At 71.1% G+C, this 18,867-nt stretch carries 16 protein-coding genes and 1 pseudogene; 7 read left to right on the top strand and 10 right to left on the bottom strand.

Going from position 1 to position 18,867, the window contains the following annotated elements:
- Nucleotides 1–56 precede the first annotated feature (56 nt).
- Together Pta02_RS12300 and Pta02_RS12295 are read right to left on the bottom strand one after the other, a co-directional pair.
- A complete protein-coding gene (locus Pta02_RS12300) occupies nucleotides 57–824 on the bottom strand; it encodes an SDR family oxidoreductase (protein WP_203874889.1) in 768 nt (255 codons plus the stop codon).
- A 120-nt stretch (nucleotides 825–944) separates the two neighbouring features.
- Nucleotides 945–1,811 carry an RNA polymerase sigma-70 factor gene (locus Pta02_RS12295; RefSeq protein ID WP_307837459.1) on the bottom strand — a complete coding sequence of 289 codons (867 nt, stop codon included), beginning with the start codon at nucleotides 1,809–1,811 and terminating at the stop codon, nucleotides 945–947.
- Between the two features lie 79 nt (nucleotides 1,812–1,890).
- Between Pta02_RS12295 and Pta02_RS12290 the strand changes: the two genes are divergently transcribed.
- From Pta02_RS12290 to Pta02_RS12280, 3 genes are all read left to right on the top strand, one after another.
- A complete protein-coding gene (locus tag Pta02_RS12290) occupies nucleotides 1,891–2,532 on the top strand; it encodes a TetR/AcrR family transcriptional regulator (protein ID WP_239130328.1) in 642 nt (213 codons plus the stop codon).
- A gap of 73 nt (nucleotides 2,533–2,605) precedes the next feature.
- The gene (locus tag Pta02_RS12285; protein WP_203874888.1) at nucleotides 2,606–3,985 is read left to right on the top strand and encodes a pyridoxal phosphate-dependent decarboxylase family protein; all 1,380 of its coding nucleotides are present in this window, start codon (nucleotides 2,606–2,608) and stop codon (nucleotides 3,983–3,985) included.
- A gap of 42 nt (nucleotides 3,986–4,027) precedes the next feature.
- Nucleotides 4,028–4,516, top strand: coding sequence for a cupin domain-containing protein (locus tag Pta02_RS12280; protein WP_203874887.1), 489 nt, complete (start codon nucleotides 4,028–4,030; stop codon nucleotides 4,514–4,516).
- A 37-nt stretch (nucleotides 4,517–4,553) separates the two neighbouring features.
- Here Pta02_RS12280 and Pta02_RS12275 read toward each other — a convergent pair whose 3' ends face one another.
- From Pta02_RS12275 to Pta02_RS12260, 4 genes are all read right to left on the bottom strand, one after another.
- Nucleotides 4,554–4,958 (bottom strand): hypothetical protein, encoded by a 405-nt coding sequence (locus Pta02_RS12275; RefSeq protein ID WP_203874886.1) that lies wholly within the window; start codon nucleotides 4,956–4,958, stop codon nucleotides 4,554–4,556.
- Nucleotides 4,959–5,176: 218 nt separating this feature from the next.
- Nucleotides 5,177–5,467, bottom strand: coding sequence for a DUF1330 domain-containing protein (locus Pta02_RS12270; RefSeq protein ID WP_203874885.1), 291 nt, complete (start codon nucleotides 5,465–5,467; stop codon nucleotides 5,177–5,179).
- 24 nt (nucleotides 5,468–5,491) lie between these two features.
- Entirely contained in the window at nucleotides 5,492–6,703 is a 1,212-nt protein-coding gene (locus tag Pta02_RS12265; RefSeq protein WP_203874884.1) for an erythromycin esterase family protein, read from the bottom strand.
- Nucleotides 6,704–6,809: 106 nt separating this feature from the next.
- Nucleotides 6,810–7,430, bottom strand: a complete 621-nt coding sequence (locus tag Pta02_RS12260) for a TetR/AcrR family transcriptional regulator (RefSeq protein ID WP_203874883.1) — start codon at nucleotides 7,428–7,430, stop codon at nucleotides 6,810–6,812.
- A 111-nt stretch (nucleotides 7,431–7,541) separates the two neighbouring features.
- On the opposite strand from Pta02_RS12260, the pseudogene Pta02_RS12255 reads away from it, so the two are divergent.
- Nucleotides 7,542–8,123 (top strand): annotated as a pseudogene (locus tag Pta02_RS12255) (alcohol dehydrogenase catalytic domain-containing protein); the annotation flags it as partial.
- Between the two features lie 265 nt (nucleotides 8,124–8,388).
- Here Pta02_RS12255 and Pta02_RS12250 read toward each other — a convergent pair.
- From Pta02_RS12250 to Pta02_RS12240, 3 genes are all read right to left on the bottom strand, one after another.
- Complete coding sequence (locus tag Pta02_RS12250; protein ID WP_203874882.1) at nucleotides 8,389–11,253, bottom strand: vitamin B12-dependent ribonucleotide reductase; 2,865 nt, start codon at nucleotides 11,251–11,253, stop codon at nucleotides 8,389–8,391.
- Between the two features lie 90 nt (nucleotides 11,254–11,343).
- Nucleotides 11,344–11,805, bottom strand: coding sequence for a transcriptional regulator NrdR (gene nrdR / locus Pta02_RS12245; RefSeq protein WP_203874881.1), 462 nt, complete (start codon nucleotides 11,803–11,805; stop codon nucleotides 11,344–11,346).
- A gap of 495 nt (nucleotides 11,806–12,300) precedes the next feature.
- On the bottom strand, nucleotides 12,301–12,504 hold the full coding sequence (locus Pta02_RS12240) for a hypothetical protein (protein ID WP_203874880.1): 204 nt from the start codon (nucleotides 12,502–12,504) through the stop codon (nucleotides 12,301–12,303).
- Between the two features lie 668 nt (nucleotides 12,505–13,172).
- Here Pta02_RS12240 and lexA point away from each other — a divergent pair.
- The 3 genes from lexA (at nucleotide 13,173) to Pta02_RS12215 (ending at nucleotide 17,719) form a co-directional block, all read left to right on the top strand.
- Nucleotides 13,173–13,883 (top strand): transcriptional repressor LexA, encoded by a 711-nt coding sequence (lexA, locus tag Pta02_RS12235; RefSeq protein ID WP_239130325.1) that lies wholly within the window; start codon nucleotides 13,173–13,175, stop codon nucleotides 13,881–13,883.
- A 374-nt stretch (nucleotides 13,884–14,257) separates the two neighbouring features.
- Nucleotides 14,258–16,483 (top strand): glycosyl hydrolase family 18 protein, encoded by a 2,226-nt coding sequence (locus Pta02_RS41885; protein WP_275423574.1) that lies wholly within the window; start codon nucleotides 14,258–14,260, stop codon nucleotides 16,481–16,483.
- A 72-nt stretch (nucleotides 16,484–16,555) separates the two neighbouring features.
- The gene (locus tag Pta02_RS12215; RefSeq protein ID WP_239130322.1) at nucleotides 16,556–17,719 is read left to right on the top strand and encodes a MalY/PatB family protein; all 1,164 of its coding nucleotides are present in this window, start codon (nucleotides 16,556–16,558) and stop codon (nucleotides 17,717–17,719) included.
- Here Pta02_RS12215 and Pta02_RS12210 read toward each other — a convergent pair.
- Nucleotides 17,716–18,831 (bottom strand): FAD-dependent oxidoreductase, encoded by a 1,116-nt coding sequence (locus tag Pta02_RS12210; RefSeq protein ID WP_203874879.1) that lies wholly within the window; start codon nucleotides 18,829–18,831, stop codon nucleotides 17,716–17,718. The two genes, Pta02_RS12215 and Pta02_RS12210, sit on opposite strands and share 4 nt — an antisense overlap.
- Nucleotides 18,832–18,867: the final 36 nt, after the last annotated feature.

Below are 18,867 nucleotides of genomic sequence, written 5' to 3'. Positions count from 1 at the left end.
CGCCCGGTCCCGCTCCGCTTCGCCCCCGGCCGTCACGACCGGCTCCGGCCGCGCGCTCACCGGCCCGCCTCGCTGTATCCGGAGCGGTCCTCGGCCGCGGTCAGGAACTCCTCGAAGGTGACCCGGCCGTCGCGGCGTTCGGGCACCGTGTGCACGCCCCCGCGGAAGGCGGCGAACACCTTGCCCGGGATGGGGACCGGCAGCACGGGCCGCCGTCTGCCCGTCGCCCGAAGATGGATCCGCGCGATCTCGGCCGCGCCGAGGACCTCCGGCCCGCCCATGTCGGGTACGCGCCCGGCGGGCTCGCCCACGGCCAACTCGGCCAGCCGCTCGGCGACGTCCGCGGCCTCGACCGGCTGGAAGCTCGTCCCGGCCGGGACGAACATGACCGGCAGCCGGGCCAGCATGCGCGCGCCGTAACGGACCAGGTCGTGGAACTGCGTCGCCCGCAGGATGGTGTACGGCAGGCCGGAGCGCTCGATCATGCCCTCGACCTCGTACTTCGTACGGTAGTAGGAGTAGGGGTGCCGGTCGACGCCGACGATGGAGACATAGAGGAGGTGCGTCCCCTCGGGCGCCGCGGCGATCAGGCGCCGGGCGGCCTCGACGTCGGCCCCCCTCTTGAAGGGGTCGCTGGCCAGGTGGACGATCGTCCGCACCCCCTCGACGGCCTCGGCCAGGCTGGCCCCGGTGGTCAGATCGCCGATGTACGGCGGGCGCGTGCGGCTCAGCACGCGGACGGAGTGACCGGCGGCGGTGAGCCGGTCGACGACGTGGCGGCCGAGGGTGCCCGTGCCGCCGGTGACGAGGATGGTGTGTGTCATGCAGCTAGGAACCGGCGAGCCCCCGCGAACGTGACAGGATCCGCGGGGAACTCCATGATTTTTTCCGGGATTCCTCCGGCGGGCGCCCCGGACCGGGCGTCGCGGCGGCGAACCCCGTGATCACACGCCTCCGGCCGGCCACCGGAACCGGCCCAGCTTGCCGGGGTTGAGCACGCCTCGCAGACCGACCACCTCGCCGTCCGCGATCTCCACCACGGACACCATGACGACCTGCCCGTCCTTCGCCAGCACGATCCCGTCCTGACCGTTGACCTCGGCGTAGTGCGCCTCGGCGCCCGCGCCGTACTTGACTGTGAGCCCCACCAGATAGCGGACGACCCTGTCCCGGCCGGTGACCGGCCGCAGCGCCGCGCTGACCCTGCCGCCGCCGTCCGACCAGGAGACCACGTCGGCGGCCAGGACCTGTTCCAGTCCCGGCAGGTCACCGTTCTCGGCCGCCTTCAGGAAGCGTTCCACGATCCTGCGGCGCTGCTCGCCGGGGGCGTCGAACCTGGGGCGCTCGCCGACCCGCTGCCGGGCCCGGCGGTGGAGCTGGCGGCAGCCGGCCTCCGTCAGGTCCAGCACCTCGGCGATCTCGCGGTAGCCGTAGGAGAAGGCCTCCCTGAGCACGAAGACGGCCCGCTCCGCCGGGGTGAGCCGCTCCAGCAGGACCAGGAACGCCATGGACACCGAGTCGCGCTGCTCGGCGGTCTCCAGCGGGCCGAGCACGTCGGTCGGCACCGGCTCGGGGAGCCAGGGCCCGACGTAGCTCTCCCGGGTGGCGCGGGCGGCGGTCAGCCGGTTGAGGCAGAGGTTGGTGACCACCTTGGCGAGCCAGGCGCCCGGGGAGGCGACCGAGCCCGGCTCAATCCCGCTCCAGCGCAGGTAGGCGTCCTGGACGACGTCCTCGGCCTCCACCGCGGAGCCGAGCATCCGATAGGCCAGGCCGAACATCCTCGGCCGGTGGGCCTCGAACTCCTCGATCACCCGCCCAGAGTGACAGATGATGTCGGATTTCACCCAATCCTAGAACGGAATATTTTGTTCCGTAGGTTACATTGGTGGTATGGAGACGACGACCCCGGCCCCGATGAGCGGCCGCAAGGCCCAGGCGGCCCGCAACGACCAGACGATCCTCCAGGCCGCGCGCGCGGTCTTCGTCGCCGACCCCGGTGCGCCGATCGCGGCCGTGGCCGAGCGGGCCGGCGTGGGGATCAGCGCGCTCTACCGCCGCTACGCCAGCAAGGAGATCCTGCTGCGCAAGCTCTGCTCCGACGGCCTGAAGATCTACATCGCCGAGGCGGAGGCGGCCCTGGCCGACGAGCGCGACCCGTGGAGCGTCTTCGCCGACTTCATGCGCCGCATCGTGGACGCCGACACCCACTCCCTCACGCTGAACCTGGCGGGCACCTTCGCCCCGGACGAGGACCTCTTCCGCGAGTCGGAGTACGCCGAGAGCCTGGCCGTGCGGGTCTTCGAGCGGGCCAGGGACGCCGGCGTCCTCCGTCCCGGCCTGGAGGTCTCCGACCTTTCGATGGTCTTCGAGCAGCTCGCCGCCGTCCATCTCGTCGACGAGGAGCGCACCGTCGAGATGCGCCACCGCTATCTGGAGCTGATCCTCGACGGCCTCCACCTGACCTCGGCCGAGCCCCTGCCCGGCCCGCCGCCCACCCCCGAGGAGATCGGCCGCCGCTGGATCGTCACCTGACGGCGGGCGCCGTCAAGGCCATTTGGGCGGATTGGCCGGAGACGGGGACGGGCCGGGATCCTACGGTGGTGGCATGCATCCGCTTCTCGATGACGACCTCGCACGCCTGCCCGAACTGCTCGACGAGACGCGGGCCTACGCCGTACGGCTCCTGGAGGGGCTCGACGACCGGCCCGTCGCCCGGGTTCCCGCACGGCGCCGGCCCGAGCCGCTGCCCGCGGAGGGGACGGGGCTGCGGGGGGCGGTGAAGGCCTTCGCCGAGCGGTGGGAGGCCGGTCTCGCCGCCAGCGCCGGGCCCCGCTATCTCGGTTTCGTCACCGGCGGCGCCACCCCGGCCTCGCTGGCCGGCGACTGGCTGACCGGCACCCTGGACCAGAACCCCACCTCCGGCATCGACTCCACCGGCCCGGACCTGGAGCGCGAGACCGTCGCCTGGCTGCGTGAGCTGTTCGGCCTGCCCGGCGAGCACGAGGGGACCCTCGTCAGCGGCGCGACCATGTCCAACTTCACCGGCCTGGCCGTCGGCAGGGAATGGCTCGGCGAGCGGGCCGGGATCTCGGTGGCCGATCAAGGACTGGCCGCTCTGGGCCCGGTCACCGTGCTGTCCGCGAGCCCGCACTCCAGCATCGGCAAGGCCGTGTCCATGCTCGGGCTGGGACGCTCGGCGCTGCGCCGGGTCGAGGTGCTGCCGGGACGCGAGGCCGTAAACGTGACACGGCTGGAGCGGGCGCTGGAGGAGCTCGGAGGGCGGCCCGCGATCGTGGTCGCCAACGCCGGGACCGTGAACACCGTCGACTTCGACGACCTGCGGGCGATCGCCGCGCTGCGCGAGCGGTACCCCTTCTGGCTGCACGTGGACGCGGCCTTCGGGGCCTTCGCCGCCCTCTCCCCCGCGCACGCCCACCTGCTCGACGGGCTCGGCGAGGCCGACTCGATCTGCGTCGACCTGCACAAGTGGCTGAACGTCCCCTACGACAGCGCGGTCCAGTTCACCCGCCGCCGCGACCTGCAGATCAGGACCTTCGCCAACTCCGCCGCCTACCTCGGGCCGCTGAGCGACGACCCCGACTTCGTGCACCTGACCCCGGAGAACTCCCGCCGCCTGCGCGCGATCCCGGCGTGGTTCACGCTCGCGGCCTACGGGCGCGAGGGGCACGCCGAGATCGTCCGGCGCGACATCGCCCTGGCCGGGCTGCTGGGCGAGCGCATCGCCGCGATGCCCGGGTACCGGCTGCTCGCCCCCGTCCGGCTCAACGTCGTCTGCTTCACCCTCGCCCGGGAGCCCGAGCGGGCCGGGGAGCTCGTCACCGCGATCACCGAGTCGGGCGAGGCGTTCCTGACGCCGACGGTCTACGACGGAGTGCCGGCGCTGCGGGCCGCCTTCAGCAACTGGCGCACCACCGAGGCCGACGTCGAACGCGTCGCCGGGGTCCTGGCGCGGCTCGCGTCGTGACCTCCCGGCCTTCTCCGGAGCCGATCGCCTAGAGTGAAGATCATGACATATCCGGAACCAAGCTATTTCGGGGACAAAGGTGAGATCAGCGCCACCTTCCGCCCCGCGGGCCACCAGCCCGACCTGACCTACCAGAACGGCAACACGGTGGACTATCTGGCGACGGGCGCCTCCACCGGCGGGAAGTTCGGCCTCTACCGGTGGAACATGGGCCCCGAGCCGTCCGGGCCCGGCCCGCACTTCCACCGGTCGATCTCCGAGTCGTTCTTCATCCTCACCGGGACCGTCCGGATCTTCAACGGCGACCGCTGGATCGACACGGTCCCGGGCGACTTCGTGCACGTCCCGGAGGGCGGGATCCACGGCTTCCGCAACGAGTCGGGCGAGCCGGCCTCGATGCTCCTGCACTTCTCCCCCGGCGCGCCCCGCGAGGGCTACTTCGAGGGGCTCGCGGAGCTCGCCGTGTCAGGCAGGCCGGGCGAGGAGGAACTGGCCGAGTTCTTCCTGCGCCACGACAACCACTGGCTCTAGCGGGCCGCCGCGATCGGGGGCGCCGGGACCGCGCGCCTCAGCGGAGGCTGCCGCCGATCCGGTGCGGCCGCGCCGGCAGGACGGCGCCGTGGCGGGTCCGCACCCGGCAGGCGGTGGCGGTCCGCCGTCCCGGCGCGGCCTGGCGCACCGACGACGACGGCCCGGACGGGTGGGCGGAGGCGGTGTGACGGGCCTGCTCGCGGGGCTCCTCCTCACGCGGCGCGGTGGAGGGCGATGATGCGGAGGGCGAGGCCGTGGAGGGCGAGGCCGTGGAGGGCGAGGCCGTGGAGGGCGAGGCCGTGGAGGGCGAGGCCGTGGAGGGCGACGGCGCGACGGGCATCGACGGCGCCTCGGCCGGAGACGACAGGACCGTACTTTCCAGCCACTGCATGACCATCAATCCGACCAGGGCCAGCAACGGAACGCCCACGATCCCGAGCATGGGAAGTCACCTCCTGCGTCAATGCCGCTGCGCGGACCGCATCGGCCGTTGACGGGCCCGTCCCCGCGCGCCGCGGCGACACCGCCCGGCAGGTATCCGGACCGGCCCCGGCGGCGCCGGTCCGGATACCTGCCGGGCGCGCCGCGATGATGCATCCGCGCCGGTTCGTACCCGGACCAGCCGACTTCCCCTGAGATCGACCGCTAATCACGTGATCGTCAGGTGAGGCCGTTCACCGCGAGGACGACGCCGCCGGTGGAGGCGACCCGGTCCTTGGAGATCTCCCGGTACTCGAGGGAACCCGCCCAGACCTCGAAGGCCCGCCGGTCCTCGAAGGCCAGCAGAATGATCTTCTCGTACGGCCACCGCCCCTCGACGACCTCAGGGTTCTCCTGGGCGGCCAGCAACCGCCCGCCGTACTCGAGGAGGACGTCCATGAACCCCGCGACGTACTTGTCGTAGCGCTGCCGGTCGTGGATCGAGATCTGGGCGACTGCGTAGACGGTCATGGGAAGATCGTACGGAATAATGTTCTACAAGAAGGCCCCGCCCTGCGGGACGTCCTTGACGAACACGACCCCGTCGACGCCGCTCAGGCGGGCCGGGTCCAGCGAGGCGTAGCCGAACCACGGGGAGAGACGGGGAGCGGGCGGCGCGTCACCGAGGGCTGCGGCCAGGGCGCGGGCGTCGAGGACGCAGCGGTCCTCCGGGAGCGCGTACAGGAGCCCTTCGAGGGTGTCGGCAGGCGGGGTGTCCACCCCCCGGTGCCGGATCGTGCCGAGGGCCGTGGCCAGGAAGGCGTACTCCTCGCCCAGGTGGGCGTTCACGATCGCGCCTGCGCTCCACCACTCCAGCGGCAGGTCGCCCATCCGCATCGAGCTCATCTCCCGCTGGAGGTGACTGTTGTGGGCGTGGACCAGCACCGGCCCCCGCTCGGCGAGGGCCAGGAGGTTGGCGGCCATCATCGAGTCCCGCTGGGCGCACATCCGCCTCACGCGGCCCGGCGAGGTGTCGGCCATCCAGTAGTGATAGCCCAGCAGGCCGGTGGCGGTGCGCCCGTACAGCCGCGCCCGGTCCCACTCCTCCCGCGAGGTGGCCGCGATCAGGTGCGGCGTCTGCGCGTCGAGCAGCGCCACGAGGTCGTCGGCGAGCAGCCGCAACCGCCGGGCCTCGGCCGCCTGACCCACGGACCGGGACGGTTCCATCACCGCCGCGGGCTCGGACCAGCGGTCGTCGTCGCCGAGAAGACGGTCGAGCGTCTGCGCGGTGCAGGGAAGCAGGTCCGCCTCCACCCGGGCCGCGAGATAGCCGTGGAGTGCGGTGAGGGCCTGGCGCGGGCTCGCGGCCCAGTACTCCAGCGGGCCGTCGAACCCGGCGAAGCGCAGCCGATCGGCCGCGGGGCGGCCGTCGTTGCAGGCGCGCATCCAGCGCACGAGCTCGCGGTTGGCCGCGGAGGCGCCCCACCCGTGGCTGAAGCCGCGCTCCATGGCCTCGTCGAGGGTGCCCGTGCCCGAGGTGACGTAGTCGTCCACGACCAGGCCCATCAGGCAGTCGCTCTCGATGGCGATCGTCCGGTAGCCCTCCTGTTCGACGAGCTGCCGGAAGAGCTCGTTGCGCACATCGAGAAGGATGTCCTCGCCGTGGGTGGGCTCTCCCAGGGCGAGCATGCGCGGCCGGCCCGGGAGCAGCCTCATGACGGCGGCGGCCTCGACGGCATGGGCGATGTCCTTGATACCAGTAGCCATACCTTCAACGGTATCGTTGAACCTTTTGGTGGAGACTTTCGCGCGATATCCCCAGTTCGTCTACGAGAAACCCTCAAAACAGGGAGCAGCCCAGGAGACTGACCGGTCAGATGTGCGACGGCGCGGACGTGAGCGCGCCCCAGGCGGCCATCGCACAGGTGATGATCTCTTCCAGCTCGGCGCGGGTGGCTCCGTCGCGGGCCTGCACGGACAGGCCCTGCACCACGGTCGTGTAGTAACGGGCGACGGCGTCGAGGCCGGCGGACGGCGCGGCGAGGTCGCCGTCGGCGACGCCGCGGGCGAGCCGGTCTCCGATGGCGGTGAACTGGTCGTGCCTGAGGCCGGCCAGGAACTCCCGGATCGCGTGGTTCTCCACGGCGCCGGTCGGCGCGGCCAGGATGAGCATGCAGTAGTGCGGGGCGCCGGGCCGGGTGATCTCATCGGCGGTGGCGCGCAGCATGGCGTGGATCGCGGCGCGCGCGGTCGGCTGTTCGCGCAGCGCGCGCCTGGGCGGCTCACCCGACGTCGCGCCGTACAGCGCCATGACCTTGCGGAACAGCTCCTCCTTGCTGCCGAAGCAGGCATAGATGCTGGCCGAGGCGATGCCCATGGCGTCGGCCAGGTCCTTGAGCGAGGTCCCCTCGTAGCCCCGTTCCCAGAACAGCTCCAGCGCCTGGCGCAGGGCCGTGTCCGGGTCGAATGTGCGCGGCCTGCCGCGAGCAGCCATCGGGATGCGTCTCCGTGATTGTTTGTCGTTCGATCAAGTTTACCTTGACCTGCCTCGTGCGGCCATGACACGGCTTGTTTGTCGTTCGATAAATAAAGGAGCCCGACCGTCATGAGCGTTCCCGCGACCATGCGCGCCCTGCAGCAGACGTCACTGAACGGCCCGCAGGACCTGCGCCTGATCACCGACGCGCCGGTACCTCGCCCGGGCCCGGGCGAGGTACTGATCCGGGTCACCGCCGCCGGTGTCAACTTCGTCGACATCTCACAGGCTCGCGGCACGTTCGCCGGCGGCCCGCAGCCGCCGTATCCGGCGGGCATCGAGGGCGCGGGTGAGGTCATCGCCGTCGGTGAGGGGGTGACCGATCCGGAGCCCGGCGCCCACGTCGTCGGCGTCGGCATCGCAGGCGGCGCGTTCGCCGAGTACATGGTGCTGCCCGCGGCCGGCGCGGTGCCGGTGCCGGCGGGCTGGGCCGACGAGCAGGCGCTGGGCCTGGTCGTGAACTGGCCGACCGCGCTGGCCGCGCTCAAGCCGCTGGGCGGCCTCGCCGCAGGACAGACCGTGCTGATCCACGCCGCGGCCGGCGGGACCGGCCAGGTCGCGGTGAAGATGGCCAAGCACTACGGCGCGACGGTGATCGCCACGGCCTCGCCGGACAAGCACGAGGCGGTACGGGCGCTGGGCGCCGACCACGTCGTCGACTCCCGCGATGCCGGCCTCGCCGCCGAGGTGCTGCGGATGACCGGCGGCGCGGGCGACCGTGGGCAAGCTGGCGCTGCTGCCCTGAACGGACCGCCGTCACCCGGCAGCGGGATCGGGCCCGCCGCCTGCCGGGCAGGCCGGCTTCCGGCTCACGTGCCGGTCTCGGCGGCGAGGCCGCCGAAGACGCTGACAGGGATCCGGGCCGTGGCCCGGATCCCTGTCCCGATCAGCTGCTCAAGCCGTCAGCGCCCGTTTCTCAGCTGCAGCCGCTGGTGGAGCCGCAGCCCTCGCAGACGTAGCAACTGCCGGCCGGGCGCATCTTCGTGCCGCAGGTCAGGCAGAGCGGCGCGTCGGCGGTGCGGCCCTGGTGGGACTCCAGGGAGCCGCCGCGCACCGGCTCGGGCAGGTCCCGGACCGGGGCCGGGGCCTCGGTCCTGGTCTCGGCCCGGGGGCTGGAGCTCTCGATCGGGGCGGAGGTGGCCAGCTCGGCGATGACCTGGTCGGTGTGGAGCGCCGCCGGGTCCTCACCGCGCTGCTGGGCGGCGCGCTCGTCGGCGGAGAAGATGCCGAGGGCGGCGCGCTCGTCGTAGGACAGGTGGTCCAGGGCCAGGCGGCGGAAGATGTAGTCCATCACCGAGGCCGCCATGCGGACGTCCGGGTCGTCGGTCATGCCCGCCGGGTCGAAGCGCATGTTGACGAACTTGCTGACGTAGGTCTCCAGCGGCACGCCGTACTGCAGGCCGATGGAGATGGCCACGGAGAAGGCGTCCATGACGCCCGCGAGGGTCGAGCCCTGCTTGGACATCTTCAGGAAGACCTCGCCGAGGCCGTCGTCGGGGTAGCACGAGGCCGTCATGTAGCCCTTGGCGCCGCCCACGGTGAAGCGGGTGGTGGTGCTGGGGCGCTGGTTCGGCATCCGGCGGCGGGTCGGGCGGCTGATCTCCACCACGCGGACCTCAGGCTCCGCGGCGGTCTCGGCCTTGACCTCGGTCTTGTCCTCGGTCTTCTTGCCGGCGACCGACAGCGGCTGGCCGACCTTGCAGTTGTCGCGGTAGACGGCCAGGGCCTTCAGGCCGAGCTTCCAGCCCTCCAGGTAGACCTGCTCGATGTCCTCCACGGTCGCCGACTCGGGCAGGTTGACCGTCTTGCTGATCGCGCCCGACAGGAACGGCTGGGTGGCGGCCATCATGCGGACGTGGCCCATGGGGGCGATGGCCCGCTCGCCCATGGCGCAGTCGAAGACCTCGTAGTGCTCGTGGCGCAGGCCCGGGGCGTCGACGACGTGGCCGTGCTCGCCGATGAACTCGACGATCGCCTCGATCTGCTCGTCCTGGTAGCCGAGCTTCTTCAGCGCCCGCGGGATCGTCTGGTTGACGATCTGCATGGAGCCGCCGCCGACGAGCTTCTTGAACTTCACCAGCGCGAGGTCGGGCTCGATGCCGGTGGTGTCGCAGTCCATCATCAGGCCGATGGTGCCGGTGGGCGCCAGCAGCGAGGCCTGGGCGTTGCGGTAGCCGTTCTTCTCGCCGAGCTTGAGGCAGTCCGCCCACTCCCGGCTCGCCTCGGTGTGGATGTCGCGGTCCATGGCGTCGAGCGTGCGCAGCTCACCGTTGGCCGCGGCGTGCTTGCGCATGACGCGCTTGTGCGCCTCGGCGTTGCGGGCGTAGCCGTCGTACGGCCCGACGACCCCGGCCAGCTCGGCGCTGCGGCGGTAGGACACACCGGTCATCAGCGAGGTGATGGCCCCGGCGATGGCGCGGCCGCCGTCGGAGTCGTAGGCGTGGCCGGTGGCCATGAGCAGCGCGCCGAGGTTGGCGTAGCCGATGCCGAGCTGGCGGTAGGCCCGGGTGGTCTCGCCGATCTTCTCGGTCGGGAAGTCGGCGAAGGTGATGGAGACGTCCATCGCGGTGATGATCAGCTCGGTGATCTTCACGAAGTTCCGGATGTCGAAGGAGCCGTCGTCCTGCAGGAACTTCAGCAGGTTGATGCTCGCCAGGTTGCAGGAGGAGTTGTCCAGGTGGACGTACTCGGAGCAGGGGTTGCTGGCGGTGATGCGGCCGGTCTCCGGGCAGGTGTGCCAGTCGTTGATCGTGTCGTCGTACTGCACGCCGGGGTCGGCGCACTCCCAGGCGGCGGTGGCCATCTTGCGGAACAGGTCGCGGGCGTCGACCTTCTCGATGACCTCGCCGGACAGGCGGGCGCGCAGGCCGAACTCCTCGCCCTTCTCCACCGCGCGCATGAACTCCTCGGAGACGCGCACGGAGTTGTTGGCGTTCTGGTACTGGACGGAGACGATGTCCTTGCCGCCGAGGTCCATGTCGAAGCCGGCGTCGCGCAGCGCGCGGACCTTGTCCTCCTCGCGCGCCTTGGTCTCGATGAACTCCTCGATGTCGGGGTGGTCCACGTCGAGGACGACCATCTTCGCGGCGCGGCGGGTGGCGCCGCCGGACTTGATGGTGCCGGCGGAGGCGTCGGCGCCGCGCATGAAGGAGACCGGGCCGCTGGCGGTGCCGCCGCTGGAGAGCAGCTCCTTGGAGGAGCGGATCCGGGAGAGGTTCACGCCGGAGCCGGAGCCGCCCTTGAAGATCACACCCTCTTCCTTGTACCAGTCGAGGATGGACTCCATCTGGTCGTCGACGGCCAGGATGAAACAGGCCGAGACCTGCTGCGGCGAGGCGGTGCCGACGTTGAACCACACCGGGGAGTTGAAGCTGAAGATCTGGTTGACCAGGGCGTGCTTGAGCTCGTGGTCGAAGATCTCCGCGTCCTCGTCGGTCGCGAAGTATCCGTGCTCGACGCCCGTCCTGGTGTAGACGCCCACCACGCGGTCGACGAGCTGCTTGAGGCTCCACTCGCGCTGCGGGGTGCCGACGGCGCCGCGGAAGTACTTGGTGGTGACGATGTTGGTGGCGTTGACCGACCAGGAGTCGGGGAACTCCACGCCCCGCTGCTCGAAGTTGACCGAGCCGTCACGCCAGTTCGTCATGACGACGTCGCGGCGCTCCCAGCGCACCTCGTCGTAGGGGTGCACTCCGGGGGTCGTGAAGATGCGCTTCATCTTCAGCCCCTTGCGCGGCCGCTTACCCCCGCGGGCCGCTGCGCCGCTGACCGTCTCCGTCATGACTTCCCCCTTCCGGGCTCGGATGAGCCCGCGAATCGGACAACACCAATGCGCCGCTTCGTCCCCCGGCGCCCGGGGATGATTGATATGTCAGCCCTGCTGGGCGGAGCGCTCCGCCCGCAACTTCTCGATCTCGGCCTCGAAGTCGGCCAGTGTCTCGAAACCCCGGTAGACCGAGGCGAACCTGAGGTAGGCGACCTCGTCCAGCTCGCGCAACGGGCCCAGGATGGCCAGCCCCACCTCGTGGGCGGGGATCTCCGCGATGCCGGTGGCCCGGATGCTCTCCTCGACCCGCTGGCCGAGCTGCGCCAGGGAGTCCTCGCTGACCGGCCGTCCCTGGCAGGCCCGCCGGACTCCGGCGATCACCTTGTCCCTGGAGAACGGCTCCGTCACCCCGCTGCGCTTGCTCACCATGAGCAGCACGGTCTCCTGGGTGGTGAACCTGCGCCCGCATTCGGGACAGGTGCGCCTGCGGCGGATGGCCGCGCCGTCCTCGGTGGACCGGCTGTCGATGACCCGGGTGTCGGGATGGCGGCAGAAAGGACAGTGCACGCGCGTCGCCTCCCTGGTCCGCCGGCCGACCCACCCGCCACATGTGCCTCAGAACCTCCGTCGACTCCCACGGAAGAACGCTCGCGCACGCCCCCGAACGATCGAGGTGCGACGATAGAAACACAATTTGTGGTGGGATCCACCGGTACAGCCACTAGATGTTGTGGTCCAACCGTAGAAGTGCGCGACCATGAACGCAAGTTAGACGCGGCCCCGCCACAGAAGTCGCTGATCAGCGGCCCGAAATCGGCTTCGCCGGGCGTGTCGCCCTTGCGGAGCAGCCCCGGGGCACGGATCCGCCTCCCGCGGCACACCTGCCCACACGCCAGGATCGATCACCTCCGGCACGCCTTCCCGCACACCGGAGCCGATCCTCCCCCGCGCGCCTCCGCGGCGCACCTTCCAGCCTGCGGACCCCGCCCCCCGCTCAGCTCGCGGAGCCGCCCGGGAGGTGGATGCGGGCGCCCGGCCGGATCAGCGTGCCGGACAGACCCTTCAGCTCCCGATCCGGTGGGCGGTCACGGCGGGGTCGCCTTCGGGCGTCACCGCCTCGGCGACCTCCCGGAGCGTGTCGCCCTGGTGCGCCTCGACCCAGGGCAGACCCTCGCGACCGGGGTGCCCGGCCGCCGAGGCCGGGGCGATGCGAGAGCCGATCCAGAGCATAGCGAGGGTGGCCGCGACCAGGAGGACGACCACCACGATCCGGCCGCGCCGCGTGAGCCGGACGGGCCTGCGGGAAGGTCGCGTCCCTTTCCGGGAAGGGGTCCCGGAGCGGACCCGGCGGGCGTTTCCCACCGGGTAGGCACCTCCCGCAGAGCGCGCACTCCCCGCCGGGCGGGCACCTCCCGCGGAACGTGCGTTCCCCGCCGGGCGAGCGTCTCCCCCAGAACGCGCATCTTCCGTAGAGCGGGCACCTCCCGTGGGACGGGCGGGGCGCGCACCCTCCGCCGGGGCCGTACGGCGCGCGCCTCCCGCGGGACGCCGGGCGCCCGTCCGGGGGCGGAAGGGGATCACGTTCCCCTCGGGACGGAGGGGGATCACGTTCTCCTCCGGGCCGGGCCCGGGGGCGGGCACCCTCCGGGATGCGCGGGACTCCCGGGGCTCCCGGGGCCCATGGGGCCCGTGGGGCCGTCGCGTCTGCGCGGTCGCCTTCATCTGCCCCCCATCTCCGCGACCTGGCCGAACACAGGTCGAAGAAAGATCGGCGAATCGAACACGATGTCGATCGAACTCCCGTACGATGTTGTACACCACACCGCTATCGATTTCGAGGACGACTCGAACAATTGTTTGAAGATGATCTTCAATCGGAGTACGGTCGCTGGTGTGCGGCATGTGGGACACGGACTTGGAGGCAAGGAGATCGCATGAGCGAGCACAAGGAGAACGGCGCGGCCGCCAGCGACCTGGCAGTGCGCAGACGTGACTCCCTCGGCCTCACCCCCAGGCAGCGCAAGATCCTTGAGGTGATCCGCGACTCGGTGCAGCAGCGCGGCTATCCGCCGTCGATGCGCGAGATCGGCGAGGCGGTGCAGCTCACCAGCACCTCCAGCGTGTCGCACCAGTTGACGGCGTTGCAGCGCAAGGGCTACCTGCGGCGTGACCCGCACCGCCCCAGGGCTTTGGAAGTCCGGCTGCCCGGCGAGCCGGTGCTGTGGGTCGACCCCGACGCGAACACGGAGGAGGCGCCGGTCAGCCGTCCCACCGCGGCCTACGTGCCCCTCGTCGGCCGCATCGCCGCCGGTGGGCCGATCCTCGCCGAGGAGAGCATCGAGGACGTCTTCGCCCTGCCCAAGCAGCTCGTCGGCGAGGGCACGCTCTTCCTGCTCCAGGTCGCCGGTGACTCGATGATCGAGGCCGCCATCGCCGACGGCGACTGGGTGGTCGTGCGCCAGCAGCCGGTGGCCGACAACGGCGACATCGTCGCGGCGATGATCGACGGCGAGGCGACGGTCAAGACCTTCAAGCGCAAGGACGGCCACGTCTGGCTCGTGCCGCACAACCCCAACTACGACCCGATCCCGGGTGACGAGGCCACCGTCCTCGGCAAGGTCGTGGCGGTCCTGCGCCGTCTCTGATCCACCGCCTCCGACCCCCTGCGGCGTCTCTGAATCACTGCGCCGCCTCTGATCCGGACGGCTCCGCCGTTCACGACGGCGACTCCGGACAGACTCGGCATCTCTCCGCTCTCATGGCGGCTGCCCATCCCCTCAGGGACGGGCAGCCGCCATTGTCATTTTCGGACACATCGCTGTTTTCAGACATATCTTTATATGCATTTATATCGGCCCTAAATTGAAAACACGGTTCTCATTCCTTTCTTGACCTGTCGTGGCCAGGGGGATACGTTCACCTCATTAATAGGAAAGCTTCCTATTAGTTCTCACCCCCCACGCAGGTAGGAGAGGTATTCCTCGTGCGAAACAGAACTGTTTTGAAACTCTTCGGCGTAGTGGGAGCGCTTCTGCTCCCCCTCGGAGCCGCCGTCGCGACGGCTCCGGGGGCGTACGGCGCCGCCGCCGTACCCATCCGGGTCAACTCCGGCGGCGCGGCCGTCACCGACGGCGCAGGCGTCCAGTGGTCGGCCGACAAGGCGTACACCAGCGGTGACTGGGGCTACCAGACCAGCTACGGGACGAACACCACCGGCAGCCCGATCGCCGGCACCGACGACGACGCGCTCTACCAGAGCTACAACACCTTCAACGGCTGGAGCGGCTACCGCTTCGACCTGCCGAACGGCACCTACCAGGTGACGTTGAAAATGGTCGAGGACTGGGCCAACGCCGCGGGGCAGCGCAAGTTCGACGTCCGGGCCGAGGGCGCCAACGCGTTGACCGCCTTCGACATCTTCGCCACCTGCGGCAGGCTGACCGCCTGCGACAAGTCCTTCCCGGTGACGGTCACCGACGGGGCCCTCAACGTGCAGTTCAACATGAACGGCGGGGCCAACTACGCGACCGTCTCGGCGATCTCGGTCACCGGGCAGACCGGCGGGGACACCCCGCCGACGGTCCCCCAGAACCTGCGCTCCACCGGGGCCACCACGACCAGCGTGTCCCTGCAGTGGGACGCCTCCACCGACGACGTCGGCGTCACCGGCTACGAGGTCTACCGCGGCAGCACCCTCGTCACCACCGTCACCGGCACCGGCCACACCGACACCGGCCTGACGCCCGGGACCGAGTACATCTACACCGTCCGCGCCCGCGACACCGCCGGTCAGCGCTCCGGGCCGAGCGGCGAGCTGAAGGTCACCACCGAGGACGAGGGCGGCGAGGACACCGAGGCGCCGAGCGTCCCGGGCAACCTGCGCGCCGGGACCGTCACCGCGGACAGCGCCGAGCTGACCTGGGACGCCTCCACCGACAACGTCAAGGTCACCGGCTACGAGGTCTACCGCGGCAGCACCCTCGTCGCCACCGTCACCGGCACCGGCCACACCGACACCGGCCTGTCGCCCACGACCCAGTACACCTACACCGTCAAGGCCCGCGACGCCGCCGGGAACCGGTCCGGGGCGAGCAACGAGCTGAAGGTCACCACCAAGGAGCGCGGCACCGGCGGGAACAAGCTGCTGGGCTACTTCACCAACTGGGGCGTCTACGGCCGCAACTACCACGTGAAGAACATCGTGACCAGCGGCTCGGCCTCGAAGCTGACCCACATCAACTACGCCTTCGGCAACGTGCAGGGCGGCCGGTGCACCATCGGCGACGGCTTCGCCGACTACGAGAAGGCCTACACCGCCGACCAGAGCGTCGACGGCGTCGCCGACACCTGGGACCAGCCGCTGCGCGGCAACTTCAACCAGCTGCGCAAGCTGAAGAAGGCCCACCCGAACATCAAGATCCTGTACTCCTTCGGCGGCTGGACCTGGTCCGGCGGCTTCGGCCAGGCGGCGGCCAACCCCGCGGCCTTCGCCGAGTCCTGCTACAACCTGGTCGAGGACCCGCGCTGGGCCGACGTGTTCGACGGCATCGACATCGACTGGGAGTACCCCAACGCCTGCGGACTCACGTGCGACACCAGCGGCCCGGCCGCGTTCAAGAACCTGATGTCGGCGCTGCGGACCAAGTTCGGCTCCGGCAACCTGGTCACCGCCGCCATCACCGCCGACGGCACCTCCGGCGGCAAGATCGACGCGGCCGACTACGGCGGCGCCGCCCAGTACCTCGACTGGTACAACGTCATGACCTACGACTTCTTCGGCGCCTGGGCCGCCCAGGGCCCGACCGCGCCGCACTCCCCGCTCACCGGCTACCCCGGCATGCCGATCGCGGGCTTCGACAGCGACACCGCGATCCAGAAGCTCAAGGGCAAGGGCGTCCCGGCCAGCAAGCTGCTGCTGGGCATCGGCTTCTACGGCCGCGGCTGGACCGGGGTGACCCAGTCGGCTCCGGGCGGCACCGCCACCGGCGCGGCCCCGGGCACCTACGAGGCGGGCAACGAGGACTACAAGGTCCTCAAGACCAAGTGCCCGGCCACCGGCACGATCGCCGGCACGGCCTACGCCCACTGCGGCAACCAGTGGTGGAGCTACGACACCCCGGCCACCATCGGCGGGAAGATGGGCTACTCCAAGAACCAGGGTCTCGGCGGGGCGTTCTTCTGGGAGCTGAGCGGTGACACCGCCAACGGCGAGCTGATCAGCGCGATGAAGACCGGTCTCGGTTGATTCGACTCACCATCTCCCAGTAAGCCAGACACCTTCTGATATATCGGTCACCGCCCTGGTTAGGCTGGGGCGGTGACCGAGACATATTCCCTGAACGCGCTGACCCTGGAGGAGCTGACGTCGCGGGACGGGGTGAAGTGGTCCCAGCCCGCACCGGGGGTGATCCCCGCCTGGATCGCCGACATGGACTTCCCGGTCGCTACCGCGGTGCGCGAGGCCCTGGCCCGCCGGGCCCAGGGGGATCTCGGCTATCCCGCCTGGCTCGACCGGCCCGGGTCCGGCCCGCTGGCCGAGGCCTTCGCCGAGCGGATGGAGAGCCGGTACGGCTGGCGCGCCGATCCGGACCTCGTACGCTCCTTCACCGACATCAACCAGGCCCTCCAGGTCATCCTGCACGTCGCCACCCGGCCCGGTGACCAGGTGGCCGTGCACGTCCCGGCCTATCCCCCCTTCCTGGGGACGCTGAACGAGATGGACCGCCCGGCGTTGCCGATTCAGATGGAACCGGACGGGGACTCCTGGGGGTTCGACTCCGGCGCCCTGGCCGAGCGGCTCGCCGAGGGCCGCTGCCGCGCGCTGCTGCTGGTCAACCCGCACAACCCGACCGGCCGTGCCTTCACCCGCCGGGAGCTGACCGAGCTGGCCGAGCTGGCCGAGCGCCACGACCTGCTGGTGATCTCCGACGAGATCCACGCCGACCTGGTCCACGGCTCCGGCGACCACATCCCCTTCGCCACGCTGCTGCCGGAGCGGACCGTCACGCTCACCTCCGCCACCAAGGCGTTCAACCTGGGCGGCATCCGCTGCTCGGTGGCACACCTCGGCGCGCCCATCCTGCGCGCCGCCCTGGCCGCCCAGCCCGCCCACCTGTACGGCTCGCCCCACGTCTTCGGGGTCGAGGCGACGGTGGCCGCCTGGCGGCACGGCGACGACTGGCTGGCGGAGGCCCTGGCGGTGCTCGACCGCAACCGGCAACTGATCGCCGGACGGCTCCCCGGCGGCATCGGCTACCGGGTGCCCGACGCCACCTACCTGGCCTGGCTGGACCTGTCCGGACTCGGCCTGCAGGAGGAACCCGCGGTGTTCCTGGAGCGCGAGGCCAAGGTCATGCTCAGCCCCGGCCCGCTGTTCGGCGCGGGCGGGGAGGGCTTCGCCCGGCTGAACTTCGCCACCTCCGGCCCGGTCCTGTCGGAGATCCTCGACCGGATCGCGCAGGCCGTGAAGGGCGCCCCCTAGGCGGAAGGCTGGAACTCGTCGAAGAGGGCGACCGCCTCCGCGGCGCCGGAGACGAGACGCCGGAGGCCGGCGATCGCGAATTCCGCCCACCGGGCGGCGCGCGGCCACATCAGCTCCTCGTAGGCGCGGACGACCTCGTCCAGGCCCGGCCGGGCGAGGATCGCCTCGGCCAGCTCGGCGCCCTCCAGCATCGCCAGGTTGGCACCCACCCCGAGCGGCGGCATCAGGTGCGCGGCGTCTCCCAGCAGGGTGACGCCGGGTGTGTGCGTCCAGGTGTGGGCCGCCGGCAGGGTGTGGATCGGCCGGTTGACGTAGGCCCTACCCCGGCGCAGGAGTTCGAGCAGGCCGTCGTCCCAGCCGTGGAACATCGCGAGCAGGCATGATCGCACCGCCTCGGGGTCGGCGGGGTCCACTCCGGTGTGCCAGTCCACCGGGCCCCGGAGCTGGGCGTACACCATGACGCGCCCGCCGCTGTTGCGCTGCGCGGTGAGCACCCGGTCCGCGCCGTAGGCCGACATGGATCCGTCGCCGACCAGCCGCGCGAGATCGGGGTGGCGCTCGTCGACGTCGTCCAGGGTCGTCTCGACGACGGTGACGCCGGTGTAGTGCGGGATCGCGGCCGACACGGCCGGGCGCACCCGGGACCACGCGCCGTCCGCGCCGACCACGAGGTCGTACGGCTCCTCGGAGCCGTCCGCGAAGCGCACGAGCGCCCCGTCCCGCGCCGACGGGACGACCTCCGCCACGCCTCGGCCCCATCGGACGTCGAGGGGACCGAGCAGCAGGTCGCGCAGGAGGCCGCGGTCGATCTCGGGCTGCCTGTCGTCGTCGGGCCCGGCCGGCCAGTCCCGCAGGACGGCGCCGTCCTCCCCCAGGATGCGCATGGCCTGTCCCTCACGGCGGGACAGTGCGTGGAACTCCTCCAGCAGCCCGGCCTTGGCCAGCGCGACCTGGCCCATTCCGGCGTGCATGTCCAGCGTGCCGCCCTGGGGCCGGGCGTCGGGGGCGGGATCGCGTTCGAGGACGGTGACGGGGTGGCCGTGCCGGTGCATGACACGGGCGAAGGTGAGACCGGCGGGGCCGGCTCCGACTACGGCGATACGATGTCTCATGTCGATACAGTGTATTTGTCGATACGACGTATCACA

The sequence above is a fragment of the Paraplanobispora takensis genome (genome assembly GCF_016863195.1).
GTDB lineage: Bacteria > Actinomycetota > Actinomycetes > Streptosporangiales > Streptosporangiaceae > Planobispora > Planobispora takensis.
This window is presented reverse-complemented; position numbering and strand designations above follow the sequence as displayed.